General features: G+C 63.2%; 18 protein-coding genes and 3 tRNA genes. 8 read left to right on the forward strand and 13 right to left on the reverse strand.

What is annotated here, in order from left to right:
• Positions 1-84: 84 nt before the first annotated feature.
• Positions 85-825: an ABC transporter ATP-binding protein gene (locus tag F4827_RS07725; RefSeq protein ID WP_183723363.1), complete on the reverse strand. Its 741-nt coding sequence runs from the start codon at positions 823-825 to the stop codon at positions 85-87.
• A 54-nt stretch (positions 826-879) separates the two neighbouring features.
• Here F4827_RS07725 and F4827_RS07730 point away from each other — a divergent pair, with 54 nt between their 5' ends.
• Both F4827_RS07730 and F4827_RS07735 read left to right on the forward strand, forming a co-directional pair.
• A complete protein-coding gene (locus F4827_RS07730; RefSeq protein WP_183723364.1) occupies positions 880-1,560 on the forward strand; it encodes an arylesterase in 681 nt (226 codons plus the stop codon).
• A gap of 188 nt (positions 1,561-1,748) precedes the next feature.
• A complete protein-coding gene (locus tag F4827_RS07735; protein WP_183723365.1) occupies positions 1,749-2,096 on the forward strand; it encodes a hypothetical protein in 348 nt (115 codons plus the stop codon).
• 133 nt (positions 2,097-2,229) lie between these two features.
• On the opposite strand, the gene F4827_RS07740 is transcribed toward F4827_RS07735, so the two are convergent.
• From F4827_RS07740 to tig, 8 genes are all read right to left on the reverse strand, one after another.
• A complete protein-coding gene (locus tag F4827_RS07740) occupies positions 2,230-4,173 on the reverse strand; it encodes a SurA N-terminal domain-containing protein (protein WP_183723366.1) in 1,944 nt (647 codons plus the stop codon).
• Between the two features lie 112 nt (positions 4,174-4,285).
• A tRNA-Asp gene (locus F4827_RS07745) sits at positions 4,286-4,362 on the reverse strand.
• A 72-nt stretch (positions 4,363-4,434) separates the two neighbouring features.
• Positions 4,435-4,510: transfer RNA gene (locus tag F4827_RS07750), tRNA-Val, on the reverse strand.
• A gap of 42 nt (positions 4,511-4,552) precedes the next feature.
• The gene (locus tag F4827_RS07755; RefSeq protein WP_167068156.1) at positions 4,553-4,825 is read right to left on the reverse strand and encodes an HU family DNA-binding protein; all 273 of its coding nucleotides are present in this window, start codon (positions 4,823-4,825) and stop codon (positions 4,553-4,555) included.
• A 257-nt stretch (positions 4,826-5,082) separates the two neighbouring features.
• Complete coding sequence (gene lon / locus F4827_RS07760; protein WP_167068001.1) at positions 5,083-7,512, reverse strand: endopeptidase La; 2,430 nt, start codon at positions 7,510-7,512, stop codon at positions 5,083-5,085.
• A gap of 191 nt (positions 7,513-7,703) precedes the next feature.
• On the reverse strand, positions 7,704-8,975 hold the full coding sequence (clpX, locus tag F4827_RS07765) for an ATP-dependent Clp protease ATP-binding subunit ClpX (protein WP_183723367.1): 1,272 nt from the start codon (positions 8,973-8,975) through the stop codon (positions 7,704-7,706).
• Between the two features lie 232 nt (positions 8,976-9,207).
• Complete coding sequence (clpP, locus tag F4827_RS07770; protein WP_027814661.1) at positions 9,208-9,861, reverse strand: ATP-dependent Clp endopeptidase proteolytic subunit ClpP; 654 nt, start codon at positions 9,859-9,861, stop codon at positions 9,208-9,210.
• A gap of 188 nt (positions 9,862-10,049) precedes the next feature.
• Positions 10,050-11,396 carry a trigger factor gene (gene tig, locus F4827_RS07775; protein WP_183723368.1) on the reverse strand — a complete coding sequence of 449 codons (1,347 nt, stop codon included), beginning with the start codon at positions 11,394-11,396 and terminating at the stop codon, positions 10,050-10,052.
• Between the two features lie 649 nt (positions 11,397-12,045).
• Here tig and F4827_RS07780 point away from each other — a divergent pair.
• Together F4827_RS07780 and F4827_RS07785 are read left to right on the forward strand one after the other, a co-directional pair.
• Positions 12,046-13,203: a glycerate kinase gene (locus F4827_RS07780; protein ID WP_183723369.1), complete on the forward strand. Its 1,158-nt coding sequence runs from the start codon at positions 12,046-12,048 to the stop codon at positions 13,201-13,203.
• A 219-nt stretch (positions 13,204-13,422) separates the two neighbouring features.
• Positions 13,423-13,869 (forward strand): MarR family winged helix-turn-helix transcriptional regulator, encoded by a 447-nt coding sequence (locus tag F4827_RS07785; RefSeq protein WP_183723415.1) that lies wholly within the window; start codon positions 13,423-13,425, stop codon positions 13,867-13,869.
• A gap of 116 nt (positions 13,870-13,985) precedes the next feature.
• Here the strand turns inward: F4827_RS07785 and F4827_RS07790 are convergent.
• Positions 13,986-14,072 (reverse strand) — tRNA-Leu (locus F4827_RS07790).
• A gap of 263 nt (positions 14,073-14,335) precedes the next feature.
• On the opposite strand from F4827_RS07790, the gene F4827_RS07795 reads away from it, so the two are divergent.
• The gene (locus F4827_RS07795; RefSeq protein WP_183723416.1) at positions 14,336-15,178 is read left to right on the forward strand and encodes a squalene/phytoene synthase family protein; all 843 of its coding nucleotides are present in this window, start codon (positions 14,336-14,338) and stop codon (positions 15,176-15,178) included.
• A gap of 3 nt (positions 15,179-15,181) precedes the next feature.
• Here F4827_RS07795 and F4827_RS07800 read toward each other — a convergent pair whose 3' ends face one another.
• The 3 genes from F4827_RS07800 to F4827_RS07810 form a co-directional block, all read right to left on the reverse strand.
• The gene (locus F4827_RS07800; RefSeq protein ID WP_183723370.1) at positions 15,182-16,405 is read right to left on the reverse strand and encodes a DUF1501 domain-containing protein; all 1,224 of its coding nucleotides are present in this window, start codon (positions 16,403-16,405) and stop codon (positions 15,182-15,184) included.
• A 127-nt stretch (positions 16,406-16,532) separates the two neighbouring features.
• On the reverse strand, positions 16,533-18,152 hold the full coding sequence (locus tag F4827_RS07805) for a DUF1800 family protein (RefSeq protein ID WP_260175025.1): 1,620 nt from the start codon (positions 18,150-18,152) through the stop codon (positions 16,533-16,535).
• Between the two features lie 374 nt (positions 18,153-18,526).
• Positions 18,527-18,850, reverse strand: coding sequence for a hypothetical protein (locus F4827_RS07810; RefSeq protein WP_260175026.1), 324 nt, complete (start codon positions 18,848-18,850; stop codon positions 18,527-18,529).
• A gap of 229 nt (positions 18,851-19,079) precedes the next feature.
• Here F4827_RS07810 and ompR point away from each other — a divergent pair, with 229 nt between their 5' ends.
• The 3 genes from ompR to F4827_RS07825 all read left to right on the forward strand — a co-directional run bounded on the left by ompR (position 19,080) and on the right by F4827_RS07825 (position 21,923).
• Positions 19,080-19,814, forward strand: a complete 735-nt coding sequence (ompR, locus tag F4827_RS07815) for a two-component system response regulator OmpR (RefSeq protein ID WP_027814652.1) — start codon at positions 19,080-19,082, stop codon at positions 19,812-19,814.
• A gap of 72 nt (positions 19,815-19,886) precedes the next feature.
• The gene (locus tag F4827_RS07820) at positions 19,887-21,236 is read left to right on the forward strand and encodes an ATP-binding protein (RefSeq protein WP_183723371.1); all 1,350 of its coding nucleotides are present in this window, start codon (positions 19,887-19,889) and stop codon (positions 21,234-21,236) included.
• Between the two features lie 138 nt (positions 21,237-21,374).
• The gene (locus tag F4827_RS07825) at positions 21,375-21,923 is read left to right on the forward strand and encodes a peroxiredoxin (protein ID WP_183723372.1); all 549 of its coding nucleotides are present in this window, start codon (positions 21,375-21,377) and stop codon (positions 21,921-21,923) included.
• The last annotated feature ends 13 nt before the right edge of the window (positions 21,924-21,936 follow it).

Consider the following 21,936-nt stretch of genomic DNA (forward strand, 5'->3'; position numbering starts at 1 on the left):
GAGGCGCTGATGGTGCGAAGGCGTGGACGGTGCTTGCCGTACACGCCTTTGTTTTTACCTGCAGCGCAGCGTTGGCCGAAACGTCTAGCGCGCCGTTTCGATACGGTCGCTTGCGTCTTCGGGGCCGTCGACATGAAGCGCATTCGGCACGCGGCGGCCTGCTTCGATCGTCACCACGGTATCGCAACGGCGTGCGAGATCGATGTCATGCGTGACGAGCACGAGCGTCGCGCCGTTCGCGCGATTGAGTTCGAACATCAGGTCGATGACGGCGCGGCCCGTGGCGGCGTCGAGGCTGCCGGTGGGTTCGTCGGCGAACAGAACAGATGGATGGGTGACGAAGGCGCGCGCGAGCGCCACGCGCTGCTGCTCGCCGCCCGACAGCAGTTTGGGGTAGTGGCCGGTGCGCTGCCCCAGACCGACGCGCTCCAGCAGCGCACGGGCGCGCGTGAAGGCCTCGCGCGTACTCAGGCCGCCCTGCAATTCAAGCGGCAGCGCGACGTTCTCCAGCGCCGTCAGATGCGGCATCAACTGGAACGACTGGAATACGAAGCCCACCGCACCATTGCGCAACGCAGCGCGACGATCTTCCGCCATGCCGGTAAGCTCATGTCCAAGCAGACGAACCGAGCCGGCGCTCGCACTGTCCAAACCGGCCAGCAGGCCCAGCAAGGTCGACTTGCCCGAACCCGACGCTCCGACGATCGCCACGCTGCTGCCCGCGTGCACGCTCATGTCGATACCGTCGAGGATCGTCAGTTCGCCGGCCGCGTCGGTGACGCGCTTGCTCAAACCCCGTACTTCGATGACTGGATCGCTATTCATTCGCACATGATGAAGCAAAGATTAGCCGACAGGAACCACGCTCCCGGACGCCGCATGCGCAGCGTGACCGCCGTAACCGCTTTCGCGCTACTGGGCGCGATCGCTTTGTCCTGCGCGGCGCCCGATGCCGCTTCCGCGGCCACGCCGCCTGCCGCTCCAGCGGTGACGGCAAAGCCCGTCATCGCGGTGCTGGGCGACAGTTTGTCCGCCGAATACGGCCTGCCGCGCGACACGGGCTGGGTGGCCTTGCTGCGCCAGCGCCTTGCCAGCCAGCGAATCGATTATAGCGTCGCGAATGCCAGCATCAGCGGCGACACCACGAGCGGCGGCCTGGCGCGTCTGCCGCTCGTCATGCAGCGCATGAAGCCGTCGGTCGTGATCGTCGAACTGGGCGCCAACGACGCCCTGCGCGGCGTGCCGCTCGCCACGACCGAGAGCAATCTGCGCGCCATCGTCGCCCAGATCCGCCAGGCTCACGCGCAGCCGGTGCTGGTCGGCATGTACGTGCCGCCCAACTACGGCCCCGACTACACCCAGAAATTCCACGGCCTCTACGGCCAGCTCTCGAAAGAACTGCACGTGCCGCTCGTGCCGTTTCTGCTCGCCGGACTTGAAAACAAGCCCGATCTCTTCCAGGCCGACCAGATGCATCCCACCCAGCAGGCACAGCCTTTGCTCCTTGACAACGTGTGGCCGACGCTCAAGCCCCTGCTTGGCGGCAGCGCGCAGCGCTAGCGGATAACGCGAGGACACGCGAGAGGCGCTACGGCGCGCTGGCGCGTATCCTGCCGCTGTCAGGGGCGCTTGCCTGCTGTTCGGGCGGCGCGTCTGGTGTGGGAGCGTCGTGCATCAGGTCACATTTTTTTGCGCCGGGCGAGAAGCTTCGCCCAATCTCAGATTGACCCTGACTGGAGGGATAAAACGTGAAATATTTACCTCTTATTGTCGTAACGGCAGCGCTCGCTGCCTGCGCCAATCAGCCGATGCCGAGCGGAGCTCAATCGGTCGGCACCAGCCAGCAACCGCCGACGGCCGTTGCCCAGTGCATCGCCAAGAAGTGGGCCGACAAGTCGCAGCAACAAGTCGTCTCGCAGAGCGTAATGGCCAACGACCAGGCCGTGGACGTCTACGTGCCGGGCCAGCAACCGCCTAACGGCGCTGCGGCGACCGTGCGTCCAGCCTGGGACGCCAACGCGAAGACCTGGGTGGGCTTCCGCTCGGGCGGCGGTGCCGGCGCCGATGCCACGAGCGATATCAGCGCCTGTCTGTGATGTGAAGTGAATTTGACGCGCTGCATCGCATGATCGACATGCAAAGCAGCGCGCAAATGCAAAACGCCCCGCTACAAGCGGGGCGTTTTCGTTTCAGGCCTGACTCCGGCCGGGTGGCCTTGCTTAACGGCCTTTACTGGCCGTCGCCGTCGCCTTGCTGGTTCGACGCGCCAAGCGTGCCGTAATACTTCACCTTCGAGCGATCGCGCAGCGCATCCAGGTACGCCTGCGTCTGCGACTGGCCAGCCACGCCGGCAAGCTGCTGCTGCGCCTGCGCGAGGCGCGCGCCGTCGGCTGCCGGGCCGTTCGTCACGCTGTTTACGCGGTAGATCGCATAACCGTCCTTGCCGAGATCGACGCCCACGTATGCGGGCAGCTTTTGCGCGTCGGCCTTGAACACGGCGGACAGCGCGCCCGGCGGCAGGCCCTGTGCATCGTTGCGCGACACCTTGAGCGCCGACGAGAAACCATCGGTCGACTTCGACTTCTGCAGGTCGGCGAGCTTCGCTTCGCCATCCTTGCGCGCCATATCGGCAGCCAGTTGCGTCACCACCTTCTGATGCACCGCGTCCTTGACCGAAGCGAACGCGGGCACGGTAGCCGGCTGGAAGCTCGTCACGTGCGCTGAAATCAGCGTGCTGTTGCCGACATCGATCGCCTGCGTGTTGTTGTGGCTCGTAACCGAGTCGTTCGCAAACACGGCGTCCAGGAACTTCTGGTTGTTAAGCGGGCTATCCGGCGGCAGCGCGGGGTTCGGCTTCGGCGTGACCGTGGCGCTCTGGATCGTCAGCTTGTACTTGTCGGCGGCCGGCTGCAGGGTCTTGGCCTGTTCGTAGACCGTCGAGGTAAAGCCTTCGGTTGCATCGGCAAGCACCTTGGCCGCTTGCTGCGTCTTCACGTCGTTGAGGATTTGGCCCTTCACGTCGTCGAACGGCTTCGTGACCGACGGCTTGATGTCCGTGACCTTGACGATGTGATAACCAAAGTCCGACTGGATCACGTCGCTAATCTCGTCCTTCTTCAGCTTGAAGACCGCGTCGTCGAACGCCTGACCGCCTGCGATCATGCCGGGACCGAAGTAACCGAGATCGCCGCCCTTTGCCGCCGAGCCCGGATCCTGCGAGTCCTTCTGCGCGAGTTGCGCGAACTGATCCGGATGCGCCTTCACTTCGGCGAGGATCTGCTCGGCCTTCTGCTTCGCGGCTGCACGATCGGCCGCGCTCGCGTCCTTCGCTACCGTGATCAGAATGTGGCTCGCACGCACTTCTTCCTGCGACTTGAAATGGGCGATGTTGTCGTAGTAGTACTTCTTGAGATCGGCATCGCTGGGGTTGACCGTCGCGGCGACCGTCGCGGCCGACAGCACCAGATACTGGATCTGCGCCGTGGCGGGGGTGGCGAACTCGTTCTTGTGCGCGTCGTAATAGGCTTGCAGTTGCGCGTCAGTCGGCTGGACCTTCGTCGCGTAGTCGCTGGCGCGGAATGCGAGGCCCTGCACTTCACGCGTCTGCTCCGACAGACCAGTGAGTTGCTGCGCGAGCGACTTCGAGGTGAACGCGCTGTTCACGAGCGCCGCGGGCAACTGCTGCATCGCGAGGCTGTAACGCACACGCTCGTCGTACTGCTCGGGTGTCATGCCCTGCATCGCGAGCAACTGCTTGTATTTGTCGAGATCGATCGAGCCGTCGGGGTTCTTCAGCGACGAGATAATCGGATCGGCGAGCAGCGTGCGACGCACGGCTTCGTCCGAAGCGGTCAGATGCAGACGTTGCACTTCATCGGCCAGCACGCGTTGCTGGATCAGACCGTCAAGGATGTCCTTGCGATGCTGCGGCGTGTCGAACATGCTGACATCGAACTGCGCACCCATCATCTGGCGCGCCTGATCCATCTGCTGACGCGCGGCGCCGTCGTAATCGACGCGAGTGATCTTGTGACCATTGACGCTGGCGACGTTCGCGCTTTCGTCAAAGAAGCCGCGGAAACCTTGAATGCCGACGAAGCCGAGACCTGGCAGAATCACCAGCATCAGCATCAGCATCATCAGTCGTTTGTGATTGCGGAAAAAATCGAGCATGCGGGACCGAGCGTTGAGGGGCGCCAAAAAACAGAACGCCCGATCTTACATCAGCAGACAACAAAAAAGGCGAACCGGAGTTCGCCTTCTTGCTTTGCTGCTGGAGTATTCCTGGCGGAGCGGACGGGACTCGAACCCGCGACCCCCGGCGTGACAGGCCGGTATTCTAACCAACTGAACTACCGCTCCGTGCGGTGTGCTGCTTTTGTGCTACCGGAGCCATCGCGGCGATGTTTCGCGCGACCTGGCGATCTGAAACTGTGGTGGGTGCTGAGAGGCTCGAACTCCCGACCTACGCCTTGTAAGGGCGCCGCTCTACCAACTGAGCTAAGCACCCAGCTTCAGACTTCTGCGCCACCCTCATCAGGTAGCGAGCCCGCTAGTTTAACGCATCTTTGAGCGCTTTGCCAGGCCTGAATTTAGGAATTTTTGCAGCCTTGATTTTGATGGCGTCACCGGTGCGCGGATTGCGTCCCGTGCGCGCCGCGCGCTTGCCAACCGCAAAGGTGCCGAACCCCACCAGCGTGACAGAACCGCCCTTCTTCAGCGTGCCTTTGACGCCGTTGAGCACCGCGTCGAGCGCGCGACCGGCCGCTGCTTTTGAGATATCGGCCTGCTGCGCGATGTGATCGATCAAATCCGTTTTATTCATTCCAGCCCCCGAGAATGTGTTTTGGGCAATCGTGGTGGTAACGCTATGGATGATGCGGATGTTGCAGCCACGGCCAGAAGCCGGAGCCCGCTCATTTAACGAAGCCGAATAAGCGGTGTCAAGCGGGGTTCAGCCTGATTCGGCGGGGCTTTCGAGGAAGTCTTCGGATTGGTACAACGTCAACGAATCTCGCGCACATAAACAAAAACCCGCGGACCATGCCGCGGGTTTTTGGGGTACTACTGTTTGAAGAGAACTTAGTGCTTCACAACTTCAGTCGCACCAGCCGGTTCCTTCGATTCGACCACGGGCGCTTTCGCGTCCTCAGCCTTCACTTCTTCTTCCGGCAGCGGCTGCGGCACACGTTCGAGCGCGAGTTCCAGCACCTTGTCGATCCAGCGGACCGGCACGATCTCGATCGCGTTCTTCACGTTGTCGGGGATCTCGGTGAGATCCTTGACGTTCTCTTCAGGAATCAGCACGAGCTTGATACCGCCGCGATGCGCTGCAAGCAGTTTTTCCTTCAGCCCGCCGATCGGCAGCACTTCGCCGCGCAGCGTGATTTCGCCGGTCATCGCCACGTCGGCACGCACCGGAATGCCGGTGAGCACCGACACCAGCGCCGTCGTCATCGCACCGCCTGCGGACGGACCGTCCTTCGGCGTTGCGCCTTCCGGCACGTGGATGTGGATGTCCTGCTTCTCGAACGCTTCGTCCTTGATCCCCAGACGGCGCGAACGCGAACGCACCACCGAGCGGGCCGCTTCGACCGATTCCTTCATGACGTCGCCGAGCGAACCCGTGCGGATCACATTGCCCTTGCCGGGCATGACCGCCGCTTCGATCGTCAGCAGATCGCCGCCAACTTCCGTCCACGCGAGGCCCGTGACCTGACCGATCTGGTTTTCCTTCGCGGCCAGACCGAAGTCGTACTTGCGCACGCCAAGGAAGGTGTCCAGATTCGCGCTGTCCACCGTGACGGCCTTGTCGGCCTTCTTCAGCAGCAGCATCTTCACGACCTTGCGGCAGATCTTCGACACTTCGCGTTCGAGCGAACGCACGCCCGCTTCACGCGTGTAGTAGCGAATGATGTCGCGGATCGCGCCTTCGGTCACTTCGATCTCGCCCGGCTTCAGCCCGTTGTTCTTCTTCTGCTTGGGCAGGAGATAACGCTGGGCGATGCTGACCTTCTCGTCTTCCGTGTAACCCGACAAACGGATGACTTCCATCCGGTCGAGCAGCGGCGGCGGAATGTTCAGCGAATTCGACGTAGCGACGAACATCACATCGGAGAGATCGAAATCGACTTCGATGTAGTGGTCGGCGAACGTGTGGTTCTGTTCCGGATCGAGCACTTCGAGCAGCGCGGACGACGGATCGCCGCGGAAATCCATGCCCATCTTGTCGACTTCGTCGAGCAGGAAGAGCGGATTGCGCACGCCGACCTTGGTCAGGCTTTGCAGGATCTTGCCCGGCATCGAGCCGATGTACGTACGACGGTGGCCGCGGATTTCGGCCTCGTCACGCACGCCGCCCAGCGCCATGCGCACGAACTTGCGGTTCGTTGCGCGCGCAATCGACTGGCCGAGCGAGGTCTTGCCGACACCCGGAGGCCCAACGAGGCAGAGGATAGGCGCCTTGACCTTGTCCACACGCTGTTGCACCGCGAGATACTCAAGAATGCGTTCCTTCACTTTCTCAAGACCGAAGTGGTCTTCGTCCAGCACGGCTTCTGCATTCGAGAGGTCGTTGTTGACCTTGCTCTTCTTGCGCCACGGCAGGCCGATCAGCGTATCGATGTAGTTGCGCACGACGGTGGCTTCCGCCGACATCGGCGACATCAGCTTGAGCTTCTTGAGCTCGGCGTCGGCCTTCTTCTTGGCTTCCTTCGGCATGCGCGCGGCGTTGATGCGCTTCTCGAGTTCTTCGAGATCGGCACCCTCTTCGCCTTCGCCCAGTTCCTTCTGGATCGCCTTGACCTGTTCGTTCAGGTAGTACTCGCGCTGGCTCTTCTCCATCTGGCGCTTGACGCGGCCACGGATGCGCTTTTCGACCTGAAGGATGTCGATTTCGGCTTCGAGCTGGGCGAGCAGATGCTCCAGACGCTCCACGACCGGGAACATCTCCAGGATATGCTGCTTCTGGTCGAGTTTGAGCGGCAGGTGTGCGGCGATGGTGTCAGCAAGACGACCGGCTTCGTCGATGCCCGACAGCGAGGTCAGGATCTCCGGCGGGATCTTCTTGTTGAGCTTCACGTACTGATCGAACTGCGAAACGATCGCACGGCGCAGCGCTTCGGTCTCCGCGCCATCGGCGTGGTCCGGTTCTAGCGGCATCACTTCGCACGAGAATTGCGTTTCCTGCTCTTCGATCGAGAGCGTCTTCGCACGCTGCAAGCCTTCCACGAGCACCTTCACGGTGCCGTCGGGCAGCTTGAGCATCTGCAGGATGTTGGCGATACATCCCACTTCGTACATGTCTTTTTCGGTCGGCTCATCCTTTGCGGCAGTCTTCTGCGCGACGAGCATGATGTGCTTGCCGCCTTCCATTGCCGCTTCGAGGGCCTTGATCGACTTAGGCCGGCCCACGAAAAGGGGAATCACCATATGCGGGAAAACTACAACGTCTCGCAGCGGCAGCAGCGGGAGCGTGGTGCGTTCCGGCGGGAGGAGTTGGGTTCCTGACATTTCATTTCCCCATGAGTGGAATCAATTGTTCGGTAAGTGAGGCCTGAAAAACCGATTACAAGCCTCGCGCGTGTGGGAAAAGTTCAGTGACTCCAGAAAAGGTGCGCCATCGACCACAAGATAAACGAAAAAGCCGTTCATCACAGTGTATGAACGGCTTTTTCCCGGAACTCTTTAGCCGATCACCCTCATCAGTTCGACCCAGCGACCTTAGGCGCATCTTCGTAGATCAATAGCGGCTTGCCGTCGCCATCGATCACGTTGTCGTCGATGATGACCTTGCTCACGCCCTTCATGGCCGGCAGCTCGTACATCACATCGAGCAACGCCTGTTCCAGGATCGAGCGCAGGCCACGGGCCCCGGTCTTGCGGCGGATCGCCTTGCGGGCGACAGCCTGCAGCGCGGCCGGGCGGATTTCCAGTTCCACGCGCTCCATGTTGAAGAGCTTGTGATACTGCTTGACGAGCGCATTCTTCGGCTCGACCAGAATCTTCATAAGCGCCGTTTCATCGAGCTTGCCAAGCGTGGCGACCACCGGCAGACGGCCGATCAGTTCGGGAATCAGGCCGAACTTGATCAGATCTTCCGGTTCCGTCTCGCGCAGCACTTCGCCCGTGTCGCGTTCCTGCTTGCTCTTCACGCTCGCGCCAAAGCCGATGCCGGTTTTTTCCGTGCGATCCGTGATGACCTTTTCAAGACCGTCGAACGCGCCGCCGCAGATGAACAGGATGTTGGTCGTATCGACCTGGATGAAATCCTGGTTCGGATGCTTGCGGCCGCCCTGCGGGGGTACCGACGCCATCGTGCCTTCGACGAGCTTGAGCAGCGCCTGCTGTACGCCTTCGCCCGACACGTCGCGCGTGATCGACGGGTTGTCCGACTTGCGGCTGATCTTGTCGATTTCGTCGATGTAGACGATGCCGCGCTGGGCCTTGTCGACTTCGTAATTGCAGTTCTGCAGCAGCTTCTGGATGATGTTCTCGACGTCCTCGCCCACGTAACCGGCTTCGGTCAGCGTGGTGGCGTCCGCGATCACGAACGGAACGTTAAGAAGACGAGCGAGCGTCTGCGCGAGCAGCGTCTTGCCCGAACCCGTGGGTCCGATCAAGAGGATGTTGCTCTTGGAGAGTTCGACCTCGTCCTTCTTGTCGAGATGCTTCAGGCGCTTGTAGTGGTTGTACACCGCCACTGCGAGAATCTTCTTCGCGCGCTCCTGGCCGATCACGTACTGGTCGAGGATGTCGCGGATCTCCTGCGGGCTCGGCAGGTCCGAGCGCGACAGGGCCGCATCGATACCCGCACCAGCGGCTTCGTCGCGAATGATCTCGTTGCACAGGTCGATACATTCATCGCAGATGAATACCGACGGACCAGCGATCAGTTTCTTGACCTCATGCTGGCTTTTGCCGCAAAACGAGCAATACAACAGCTTTTCGCTGTTAGAACCTTTTTTGTCCGCCATGGATAGATGAGCCTCCGGACACTCTGTTACACATGATACGCCGTTTCCCCTGGCCCGGCCGGGGGTGCGTGAACCGCTTGCTGTGACGGCGTTGGGGCCGCAGGCCGCGAAGCGCGTTTGCCGATTATTTCACATGGTCCGCACGGGCGTGCCTATCCCTTTTTTCACGGGGTTAAGTCACGCCGCAAACGCGTTCCCGGCGCCCCTTTTGACGCCGGAAACGCGTGCCGGATCAGGGACGCTTGTGGAGCACCTGATCGACGAGGCCGTAAGCCTGTGCGTCGTCGCCGGACATGAAGTTGTCGCGGTCGGTGTCGCGCGCGATGCGCTCGACCGGCTGACCAGTATGGTGCGAGAGCAGCTGGTTCAGACGTTCCTTCAGGTACAGGATTTCGCGTGCCTGGATTTCGATGTCCGAAGCCTGGCCGCGAGCGCCGCCCAGCGGCTGGTGAATCATCACGCGCGAATTCGGCAGCGCGAAGCGCTTGCCCTTCTCACCCGCTGCCAGCAGAAACGCACCCATCGAGGCCGCGAGGCCCATGCAAAGGGTCGAAACGTTGGGCTTGATGAACTGCATCGTGTCGTAAATCGCCATGCCGGCCGAAACCGAACCGCCCGGGCTGTTGATGTACAGACTGATGTCCTTGTCCGGATTCTCGCTTTCGAGGAACAGGAGCTGGGCGACGACGAGGTTCGCGGTCTGGTCGTTCACTTCGCCGACCAGGAACACCACACGCTCTTTCAGCAGACGCGAGTAGATGTCATACGAACGCTCGCCGCGGCCGCTCGTCTCGACGACGATCGGCACGAGGCCGAGCGCCTGCGGTTCGAGGTCGCGCGAGGCGTGGGAGGTCAACGTGTCCAGCGATTGAGCGCGAATGGTCATGCGGTGCATCCTTGTCTGGAAGAGTTGTTCTGGTAACACAGGTAAAGCGTATTGGACCTGAAATACCGGAATGGCGACGGACCGCGCAGAAATCAACCCTGACGCGTGTGTGGCCAAATTCTGCGGATACAAAAACGGCGTGCTGGCCGTCGGTCGCTCCGACAGCCGGCACGCCGTAGCGGGCAGATTTAAGCCTGCGCCGTTGCGCTTGCCAGTTCTTCGAAGCTCACTTGCTTGTCCGTCACCTTGGCCTTGCCGATCACGAAGTCAACGACGTTCGATTCGACGACGTACGCTTCCATTTCGGCCAGACGCTGCTGGTTCGAATAATACCAGCGCACGACTTCCTTCGGGTCTTCGTAGCTTTTCGCGAATTCGTCGACTTCGGCGCGGATCTGTTCCGGCTTCGCTTCGAGGTTGTTCGACTTCACGAGTTCAGCCAGCACGAGGCCCAGCTTGACGCGACGCTCGGCTTGTTCCTTGAACATTTCAGCCGGAATCGGTGCGTCCTTGGCGTTGGGCACGCCGCGTTGCTCCAGATCCGCACGCGCCATTTCAACCAGACGCTGCTGATCCTGCTCGACCAGTGCGTTCGGCACTTCGAGTTCGGCGATCTTCAGCAGTGCGTCCATCACCTGGTTCTTGACGATGGCTTGCGTGCGACGCTTGGCTTCGCGCTCAAGGTTGTCCTTGATTTCAGCGCGCATCTTCACGAGGTCGCCATCAGCGATGCCGAGCGACTTGGCGAATTCAGCGTCGATTTCCGGCAGGTGCGGCCACTCGATCTGCTGCATCGTGATCGTGAACTTCGCGGTCTTGCCAGCGACGTCCTTGCCGTGATAGTCCTCGGGGAACGCCAGGTCGAATTCGCGCGACTCGCCCTTCTTCAGGCCAATCGCTGCCTTTTCGAATTCCGGCAGCATGCGGCCTTCGCCCAGCACGAAGGCGAAGCCTTCTGCCGTGCCACCCGGGAATGCGACGTCGTCGATCTTGCCGACGAAGTCGACCGTCACGCGGTCGCCTTCCTTGGCTGCCGTGTCTGCGCCGCCGTCACCGTGCTCGCCGGCTTCGCCGCGAGCGTGGAAGTGCACGCGCTGCTTGCGCAGGATGTCCAGCGTGCGGTCGATTTCGGCTTCGGTGATGGTCGTGGTCGTGCGCTCGATTTCAGCGCTGGCGATGTCGCCCAGCTTCACTTCCGGATAGACCTCGAAGGTCGCGTCGAAAGCGTAATCGCCTTCAGCCGCTTCGGCCTTCGGCGCGAAGCTCGGCTGACCGGCAACGCGCAGGTTTTCCGCGCGGCTGATATCGAAGAATTCCTTGCCGACCTTGTCGCTCAGGACTTCGGCTTCCACCTGGCCCGAGTACTGTTGCGTGACCATCTTGAGCGGCACCTTGCCCGGGCGGAAACCCGGCATGCGCACGTTCTTCGCGAGTTGGCGGATGCGCGAGTCAACTTCTTTCTGCACGGCGTCCTTCGGCAGGGAAATCGTCACGCGGCGTTCGAGCTTGCCGAGGTTTTCAACAACGTTAGCCATGGCTTCAATCGTCCTAAAATTGTTCGAGCGTATCAGTAATCTTTGCTGCCGCAGTCCGATGGGAAGATCCGCATCGCTTGCGTCTCGCTTGTGCCTTGTCGGCGCCGCTTGCCTGCTGCGACCTCAGGTCGTAACCGGCTTGCGCTCTCTATGCAAATCAAGCGCCTCTGGCGGCAATCGCCCGTGCTGCCCGCGCGACACGCCAAAGGCGTTGAAGCGGACTGGCCCGGACGCTGCCCGCTGGGCGGCGCCCTTTCCGGGAGCCGCGAGACCCGGCCCGTTCCGCCCGACCCGACAGGCCGAAATGGACGGTTTGCGGTGCGGTTCCGTCAAAAGAGCCGGGTATTTTAGCAAACTATTGCCCGACCCAAATGGAATTGCCATTCGGGCACGGAAAAGAGGCGTAAAAGCGGCTCAAAAAGCGTCCGAACCGGCCCGTTTTGGGGTTAAAACCAACCTCTTTCTGTGTCTGCCCTGCGTCTGCCCTGTGTTTGCGGCGGCCGCCGTCCGGGTGCGTCGCGTCGGGCCGCGCAATGCACGCTATCGCGCCTTGGATATCCAGCACGCTCCGCGCGACTGGTAAGCTAACGCTCGCGCCGGACGCCCCGCCGGACGCAGCCGCCATTACTACTCTTCCAGTCGAGACACCATGCCTAACCAGACGTTTGCTGACGCACCCGTCGTCGTCATTGCTCCCGATTCGTTCAAAGGCTCGCTCAGCGCGGATGGGGTCGCCGCCGCGATTGCCGATGGGATCCGCCGCGCCCGGCCCGACGCCGAAATCCGCATCTGCCCGATGGCCGATGGCGGCGAAGGCACGCTCGACGCGATGTTGAGCGTCGGCGGCGAGCGTCGCACGCTCAATGTGGAAGGCGCTGCCGGCGCGCGCCGCGACGCCCTCGTGGGGCTGCTTCACGACGGCAGCGCCGTGATCGAGACCGCCGAGATCGTCGGCATCACTGATCCGGTGGGCATGGGCGTGGCGGTCGCCGCGCGCAGCACGCGTGGCATGGGCGAAGCGGTACGCGCACTGCTCGACGAAGGCGTGCGCCGCTTCTATGTGGCGCTTGGCGGCAGCAGCACCAACGATGCGGGCGCCGGACTGCTCGCGGGCCTCGGCCTGCAACTGTTCGATGCGGCGGGCGCAACGCTCGAACCCACGCCGGAAGCGCTCGCCAATGTGGCGCGCGTGGATGTGTCGGGTCTCGATGCGCGGCTCACCGAGGCCACCTTCATCGCCATGTCGGACGTCGACAACCCGCTGACCGGCGATCATGGCGCCACCGCCGTATTCGGCCCACAAAAAGGCGTCAGCGCCGCGGAGGTCGCGACGATCGACGCGGCGCTCGGCCGCTTCGCCGATCTGCTCGAAACCGCCCTGAGCCGCCGCGCACGCGACGAAGCGGGCGCAGGCGCGGCAGGCGGCCTGGGTTTCTCGCTGCGCATGCTGGGCGCGAGCTTCGAGCCGGGCGCGGAAGTGGTGGCCCGCACCATCGGTCTCGATGCCGCACTCGACGGCGCGCACTGGCTCATCACCGGCGAAGGCCGTTCGGACGTGCAGACGCTGCACGGCAAGGCGCCCTTCATCGCCTGCCGCCATGCGCAGGCCGCGGGCGTACCGGCCACGCTGCTATCGGGCGCCGTCGATGCCGCCGCGCTCCCGCGCCTGGGCGAGCATTTCAGCGGCTGCTTCTCGCCCGCACCCGGCCCGATCACGCTGGAAACGGCGATCCGCGATGCCGCCACGCTGCTCGCGAACGAAGCCGAACAACTCACACGCCTGCGCTACGGCGCACGTCCCGCGTAAAGCGGCTCGCGCTGCGCCACCCGAAATCGTCAGACTTTCCCGGGTGCGCACGCAACGATTTCCGCAGTAAGCGATTAATAGATTCGTACGCTCCGTCATGGCGCGCGCCAGCATGCGTTTTGAGGGTTCATGCGCGTTGACCCGCGCGCTGGTTGCGGCAACAATCACGGTGAGCGCGACACCATCGCGCATACCTTACGCGACCAGACCAGGACGACCATGAAGGAAAGCAAAGCCGGACTCGAACAATTTCTGACCTATCGGCTCCATGTCCTGAACAAGCTCTCCGAACGCGGTGCAAGCGAGCGCTACCAGGCGAAACTGGGCATCACGCTGCCCGAAGCGCGCCTGATCGCCGCCGTCGGCGCGTTCGGTCCGTTTTCGGTGATGGAGCTTGCTCGCCACGCCAATCTCGACAAGAGCCAGGCCAGTCGCGCCGCCGAAGCCCTGATGCGTCGCGGCCTGATGGAGCGCAATGCGAGCGAGGAAGACGGACGCCTCGTGCTCGTCTCGCTCACGAGCGATGGACGCGCTCTCTATCGCAAGGTCATGCCGATTGCGCGCAAGTGGAACGAGGACCTGTTCGCCGCGCTCGACGACAAGGAGCGCGAGCTGCTCAACCGCGCGCTGGAGAAAGTCATCGCCGCGACCCAGGAAGAACTCTGAAGCGGCGCATGCGATAACTGAAACTGATGGGCTGGCAGCGCACCACGGCGCCCTCGCCGGATGCAAAACAAAAAGGCCACGTACCGTTAAGTACGTGGCCTTTGTCTTTACTAGCCTGGTGCGTGAGGCCGGACTCGAACCGGCACACCCTTGCGGGCGTCAGGACCTAAACCTGGTGCGTCTACCAATTTCGCCACTCACGCGAATCTTTCTGGCCGGCAACAGCGCTGCGAACCGGTAAAGCGAGTCGCGTGCGATACAGACCTTCTGCGCGGATTTGAGCGCCCTTTTTTTGCGGTCAACCGGCAATCCGGTCTGCAATCAAAAGGCTGCCCTTAGCGCCAAGCGCGAGATTCTAACCGATTGCCTCCCGCTTGTCTGCATCTCGCTAAACGCCGCGCTGGACGGGCGCCGCAAAACCGCGCCGATGCTAGAATCGCCGCGCTTCCCCACGCCCCCGAACCCCGTGAATTTCGACGAATACTGCCTGCAGAAGGCGGCTCCTCCAGGATCGAGCACCTACTACGCGCTGCGCCAGGCGAGCACGGCGCAGCAGCCGCTGCTCGCCGCCCTCTTCGCGCTGCGCCGCGAACTCGAAGAGACCGCCAAGGAAACCAGCGACCCGACTGTCGGGCGCACCAAGCTCGCCTGGTGGCAGAAGGAACTGGCCGCGCTCGCGGCGGGCAACCCCGCCCATCCCGTCACCAAGGCGATCGCCCAACATGCGCCTGACGTGGAGGGGCTATATCCGCTGCTGCAGCAGTTGCTGGCCGGATTCGAAATGGATTTCGAACAGGCCCGCTATCTCGATCTGTCGAATCTGCGCCGTTACATGGAAGGCGTGGGCGGCACGTTCGCAACGTTGATCGCGCAGGTTGGCGCACGCACGGAAGACGAGCGCGCCGCCGTCGCGCAGTGGGCGAGCCCGCTGGGCAACGCGCTGATGCTCGCGCAATTCGTACCCGAGATCGGCAACGACGCGCGCCACGGCCGCATCTATATTCCGATCGACGAATTGCAGCGCTACAACGTCACCGCCGCCGATCTGATCAACCGCCGCTACAGCGCGGAATTTACGGAACTCATGCAGTTCCAGACCGGCCGTGCGCGCGAAGCGGTACATGCGGCGCTCGCGGCCATCCCGGCCGGCGAACGCCGCCATCAACGCATGTTGCGCGCACTCGCGGCACTTGAACTCGCCTTGCTCGACGAGGTGGAACGCGAGCAATTCCAGGTGCTGCATCAGCACATTGCACTCACGCCGATCCGCAAGCTCTGGATCGCGTGGCGCGCGGCACGGCGCGCCTGAGCCTCAGACGCGCAATAAGGGCAGCGGCTCAAAGCGCTGCTGCAGCACCGCTCGCGCGTCGAGTCCCCACCAGTTCTCCAGCACCGTCGCATAGATCTGCCGGAAGTCGACGGCAACCGGCAGATTGCCATTGCCGTCCAGACGTGCGAGTTGCGGCGCGTCGCCGTACAGCCCCCCGGCCACGCGCCCGCCCGCGACGAAATGCGCGGATGCGGTGCCGTGATCGGTGCCGCGACTCTGGTTCTCGCGCACGCGTCGACCGAACTCCGCGTAGGTGGCGATCATCGTGCGATCCCAGCGTCCCATTTCCACCAGCGACGAGCGTATCGCGACCATGCCTGCTGCGAACTGGCGCAACAGATCCGCGTGACGTTCGGGCTGGTTCTGGTGCGTATCGAAGCCGTTGAGCGTGAGGCGGATCACCGCCACGCCCTGCCCGGCTACCGGCGCGCCCTGCACGGAATCGCCCGACGCAAGCGCCTGCATCGCGGTCTTGATCGACGCGCCGAACGCGCCGCCAGGAAACGCCGTCTTCAACGCATATTCGCCGGGACGCGGACGCAGTTGATCCGCCGCATGCACGATATCGTTCTCGACATCGAGAATATGCGCGAGCGCCGGATTGCGTTCCTTGAGCGCGACCGGCGTGACAAGGCGCGAGGCGCGCGCGAACTGCGCCGGATTGACGAGCGCGATGGCGCGCGCGCCGTTCGCGAGCGGGCCCATTTCGGCGCTGCCCAGCACCAGGCCATCGGCGGCAAACCCCTTTGGCACCGGCGAGTTTGCGAATGCGCGCGTGAGCCAGCCTTCGCGAAGATACTGGTCGGAACGCGAAGCGGTGTCCCAGATCTCGATCGAGCGGAAATGCGACAGATTGGGCTGCGCGTAACTCACGCCCTGCACGATCGCGAGTTCGTGTGCGCGCCACATCGGCAGCAGCGGCGCGAGCGCGGGGTGCAGGGCCGTGCGTTCGTCGATCTGGATGACGTCGCCGCGACGCACGCCGATGCTCGGGCGATAGCTCGCATAGAGCGGGTCCGCGTAAGGCACGACGGTGTTCAGGCCGTCGTTGCCGCCTTTGAGCTCGACGAGGATCAGCAGATTCTCGTAGCCGCTCGCACGCGGTTGCGCGGGAGCGCTGGCTTGCGCCCAGGCGGATTCGGGCAGCCACGTTGCGCCTGCGGCCGTCATTGCCGCCGCTGCGGCCAGGAAGTCGCGTCGCTTCATGCCATGCCTCGTTCGGTCCTGGCGGCGCGCGGCCGCTCGTTTCGTGGGTCCATCATCGCTGTCCGCTTCATTTCCTGCTTCGTTTCCGGCTTCGTTTCCTGCTTCGTTTCCTGCTTCGTTTCCTGCTTCATTTCAGTTGATACACCGGGTCCATCAGGAGTGCCTGGAGATATGACTCGGCGCTACTGCCCGCCGCGATCGCATCAACCGGTGCAAGCGGCAATACCGCGTGCTGCATCTGCAATTGCGCCGAGAGATTCGGCACCGAGCCGGCAGTCAGACCATAGCGGCCAAGCCAGCCGTCCAGATCGAAATGCATACCCGCGGGCAACGGCTTCGCCGGCGTGGTTGCGGCACCGCTTCCCGGCATGCCCGCAGCGCTCTTCGTCATCGCGCCGCTGCCCGGATGCGCAGGCGCTGACGCGCGCTGCGGCCCGGTCGAGCGAAACAGTTGCTCCACGAACTGCTTACGCGCGAGGAGTGTCGAGCTATTGATCCATGTCGCGCCGCCGGGCCAGCCCTTCACGTTGGGCGGATAGAACAGATTCTCGCCGAGCGACGCCGAGGTGCGCGCAAACTGCGCCGTATCCGCATAGGTCACGTCGAAACGCCGCACCGTGCCCGCGATGAACTCGACCGGCGAACTTACCAGCACACCGCGATTGCGTTCGTCCCAGAACGCGGGCGTGGTAAGCAGCGCGCCTAACGCCGCCTTGATGTCATAGCCGCTCGACCGGAAGCGGTCGGCCACCGTATCGAGCTGCGCCGGATCTGGCGTATCCGAGACGAACTCGCGCCAGAGTTTGGCCGAAACGAAATGCGCCGTCTGGGGTTCGCCCAGCAGTATGTCGAGCACCGCGTCGCCGTCGAACATGCCTGTGTGACCCAGCACCGTCTTGAGGCCGTCGTCGTGCTGCTGCGCACGCCAGTCGAACCGCAAGGTATCGGGATCGACGCCCCAGCCCGTGTACGCACGCGCCGCCTCGGAGACATCGCGTTGCGTGTATTGCCCTTCCCCCAGCGTAAAAAGCTCCATCACTTCGCGCGCAAAATTCTCGTTCGGCTTGCCTTTGCGGTTACTCGCACCGTCGAGATACAGCAGCATCGCCGGATCTTTCGCCACATCGTGGAGCATCGCCGCGAAACTTCCGAGCGCGTGACGCCTCAGGAGCGCATTTTGCTGGGCCATCAACTGCGGCTCGCCGACCTTGTCCTGGCCTGAGGTGAAGTGGTTGTGCCAGAACAGCGTCATACGCTCGGTGAGCGGCGAAGGTGTGGTGAGGATTTCACGCATCCACCAGGCGCGCAGATCGTCATAATCCTGACTGCGCTTGCGCTGCTCGTCGCGGCGTTGATCCTGCGTGAGCGCGTTGCGCTGCGCGCGGGTCAGAAGGGGTTCGCTGGTCCACGCGGGCAGCGGCGTGACGGCGTCGGTGCGCGCCGTCGAGAGCACATGCGCGACGGCGGCGGCGCGCGTGAGGCCGACGTAAGGCGCGACATCGGCGTTGGCCGGTGCGAAGCCCGTGCGGATCAGCAGATGGGTGGCGTCGTCGGCGTCGAGCAGATCGGCATCGGCTTGATCCGTGGATACCGGCGCGCTGGCTGCGCGATGATGGTGCGCGTGATGGCCGGGTACTGAAGCAGACACTGCGGCAGGCGCTGCGGATTGCGCGAGCGCCCGCACCGAAGCCAGCACCGACGTCGAAGCCGCACCGAGCATCGCCAGGCGCTCCGACGGGACAGGCATGAATCGCATCAACCGTTTCATGGCAGACATGGGATCGAGGAGCGCATGGGCCGATCGCGCATCCGTTGAGGATGAATGTAGCGGTTTAACGGCCAGATCGGCGCGGTTGTTGACGACGCAATTGCAACGGAATTTTTCCGTGCCGCCAGGCGTTATCCGAAGGAATGCTCCGGCAAGGCCCACGTGAAAGAAGCGCGAACCAATCCAGGCAGGAAAGTTAGGGGAAGGCGGGGGAAATGAAACAAGGGGTGAAGCGTGTAAAGCATGGCTTGAAGCACCGCGCATCGAACGGCACACTCATGCGGCGCCATTGCAGCCGCAACCAACAGCGCAAGCAATCGGGCAAGCAACTCGGCAAACAAGGGGAGAAGCAATCAGCGCTTGTAGAGTTCGCGCACGGCGTCTTCGATGTGCTGGCGCAGCAGACGCCGCTCTTCGGGCGTCATGTGGCCGTCGCGGCGACGCTCGTCGAGATCGGGGGGAACGGCGGGACGTTGATTGAGGTCAGAAGCAGGACGCGGCGGCTGGTCGTTGCGAACGCGACGGATGGGCGGCCTGCCCGCGTAGCGGCTGCCCGCATGAGGGCCGTCGGCGAAGGTCTGCGCATGGGCGGGCGCCGTCTCCAATGCCGCCACGACGCCGCTGGCCAACGCCAGCGCGATCACGGTGTGGCGCATTGTCGGGCCGACCCCTCCCATCGTTTTGTTCCCTTCTTGACGCGGCAAACGGCTACCTCGAATACATGTGGACCCGGCTCTGACACGGGCACTGGTTCGAAAATCGAATGAAGTATCCACCGAATGGCCGCTAAACGTAAAGAAGTCTATCTGTCAGTGCTTGATGCCGTGGCACAGGCCGGGTAAATTTTGTAACTGACTGTAACCTGTTAATCGGTGCAATCTCGCACCGTAACTCAATCGCGCTAAGATGCCAGGCATGGAAACCAAGAACCCGTCCAAAATTCTCGTTGTCGACGACGATCCGCGACTGCGCGACCTGCTGCGCCGCTACCTCGGCGAGCAGGGCTTTAACGTCTACGTCGCAGAAAACGCACCCGCCATGAACAAGCTGTGGGTGCGCGAACGCTTCGACCTGCTGGTGCTCGACCTGATGCTGCCGGGCGAAGACGGCCTGTCGATCTGCCGTCGCCTGCGCGGCAGCAACGACCGCACGCCGATCATCATGCTCACCGCCAAGGGCGAAGACGTGGATCGCATCGTGGGCCTCGAAATGGGCGCCGACGACTACCTCCCGAAGCCCTTCAACCCGCGTGAGCTGGTCGCGCGCATTCATGCCGTGCTGCGCCGCCAGGCGCCGTCCGAACTGCCGGGCGCGCCGTCGGAAACCACCGAAGTGTTCGAGTTCGGCGAATTCGCGCTGAACCTCGCCACCCGCACACTCACCAAGGCCGGTCAGGAAATTCCGCTCACCACGGGCGAATTCTCGGTGTTGAAGGTGTTCGCGCGTCATCCGCGTCAACCGCTGTCGCGCGAAAAGCTCATGGAGCTGGCACGCGGCCGTGAGTACGAAGTGTTCGACCGCAGCCTCGACGTGCAGATCTCGCGTCTGCGCAAGCTGATCGAGCCCGATCCGGGCAGCCCGCGCTTCATCCAGACGGTCTGGGGCCTCGGCTACGTCTTCATCCCCGACGGCGCCGCCTGATCCTGGATGAGTCTGTGATCGTGTCTTCGGGTGTCTGTTTGCCTGCACTGCCTTTGTTGATGGGAAGGGTCCATGCGCATTGACCGGCGTCTGCTGACGCTCGCGTTCGGCGACCTGTTCTGGCGCACCTTCCTGCTGATTGCGCTGCTCATCGCGGTCAGCCTCGCGGCATGGTTCCAGAGCTTTCGTGTGATCGAGCGCGAGCCGCGCGCGCAGCGCGTGGCGTTGCAGCTCGTCGCCGTCGTCAAGCTCACGCGCACGGCCCTGCTCTATTCCGATCCCGACCTGCGCCGCGCGCTGCTGCAGGATCTGGAGAGCAACGAAGGCGTGCGCGTCTATCCGCGCGAAACCACCGACAAATACAAGCTGCAGCCCGACGAATCGCTCAATCGGCTGATCGAGCATGACATTCGCGGGCGTCTGGGCGACGACACCATCATCGCCCAGTCGGTCAACGACATTCCTGGCGTGTGGATCAGCTTCAAGATCGACGACGACGATTACTGGGTCGCGCTCGACCGCGACCAGCTCGACAACGTCACCGGACTGCAATGGGTCGGCTGGGGCGTGTCCGCGCTCGCGCTGTCGTTGTTCGGCGCGGCCTTCATCACGAGTCTGGTGAACCGGCCGTTCGCGCGGCTGGCGATGTCGGCGCGCATGGTCGGCTCCGGCCAGTCGCCCGCGCCACTGCCTGAAAGCGGCATGGGCGTGGCCGCCGAAACCAATCGCTCGTTCAACCAGATGGTGCGCGACCTCGAACAGCTGGAGGCCGACCGCGCGCTGATGCTCGCGGGCATCTCCCACGACCTGCGCACGCCGCTCGCGCGGCTGCGGCTGGAAACGGAGATGAGTCCGTCCGACCAGGCGACCAAGGACGCGATGGTCGACGACATCGAGCAGATGGACATGATCATCGGGCGCTTCCTGGACTATGCGCGGCCCGTGCAGCGCATGCCGGAGCGCGTCGATCTTTCCGTGATCGCCAGCGAAATGGCCGCGCGCCTGGCGGGCGAAGACGGCGTGCGTCTGATCACGCGCCTCGCGCCCACGGCCGTGATCGAAGCAGACGACACCGACGTGCGCCGCATCGTCGGCAACCTGATCGAGAACGCGCGCAAGTACGGCGCAAGCGAATCGGACGGCATTCCTCACATCATGCTGGAAACGCGCGTCTCGCATTCGCGCGTGGAACTGTCCGTGGTCGACGAAGGCCCCGGCATTCCCGAAGACCAGCTCTCGCTCGTCACGCGGCCTTTCTATCGTGTCGACAGCGCCCGCACCCAGGCGAATGGCACGGGCCTTGGCATGGCCATCGTGCAGCGTCTGGTGGGCCGCTATCGCGGCGCGCTGCGCCTGCGCAACCGCGCGCCCGGCCCCGGCCTCGAAGTGACCATCGAGTTTCCGCTCGCCAAGGGCGCCTGAAGTCCGCCTTCCCTCCTTTGATGCGACCATGCTGCGAGTACAGGCTCGCGGCGTGCGTCGCCATCCCCTGCCACAATCGCAAGGAAGCAACGCGCGCACGGGGCGTGCTTGCACGTTATGTTTTCAAGGAGCGACGCCATGAAAACCGTCGGCGACAAACTGGCCGCCTTCACCGTCACGGCTGCGAAACCCGGCTTCAATCATCCTGAAGAAAACGGCGAATCGGCCTTCCTCGAAATCACCGAGCAGACCTTCTCGGACAAGTGGAAAGTGATCTACTTCTATCCGAAGGATTTCACGATCGTCTGCCCAACCGAGATCGTGGGATTCGCGCAATTGCACAAGGAATTCGAAGACCGCGACACCGTGCTGATGGGCGGCAGTTGCGACAACGAATACGTCAAGCTCGCCTGGCGGCGCGAGAACCCGGACCTCAACCGCCTGAATCACTATTCGTTCGGCGACGTGAAAGGTGAACTGATCGATCAGCTTGGCATTCGCGACAAGGAAGCCGGCGTGGCGCTGCGGGCGACCTTCATCGTCGATCCGGACAACACCATCCAGCACGTATCCGTGAACAGCCTCAACGTAGGGCGCAGCGCAAGCGAGGTGCTGCGCGTGCTCGACGGACTGCAGACCGGCGAACTCTGCCCGGGCGGGCGCGAAATCGGCGGCGCCACCTTCTGACGCTCACGGCGCG

Source organism: Paraburkholderia bannensis, from assembly GCF_014200455.1.
In the GTDB taxonomy this organism is placed as follows: domain Bacteria; phylum Pseudomonadota; class Gammaproteobacteria; order Burkholderiales; family Burkholderiaceae; genus Paraburkholderia; species Paraburkholderia bannensis_A.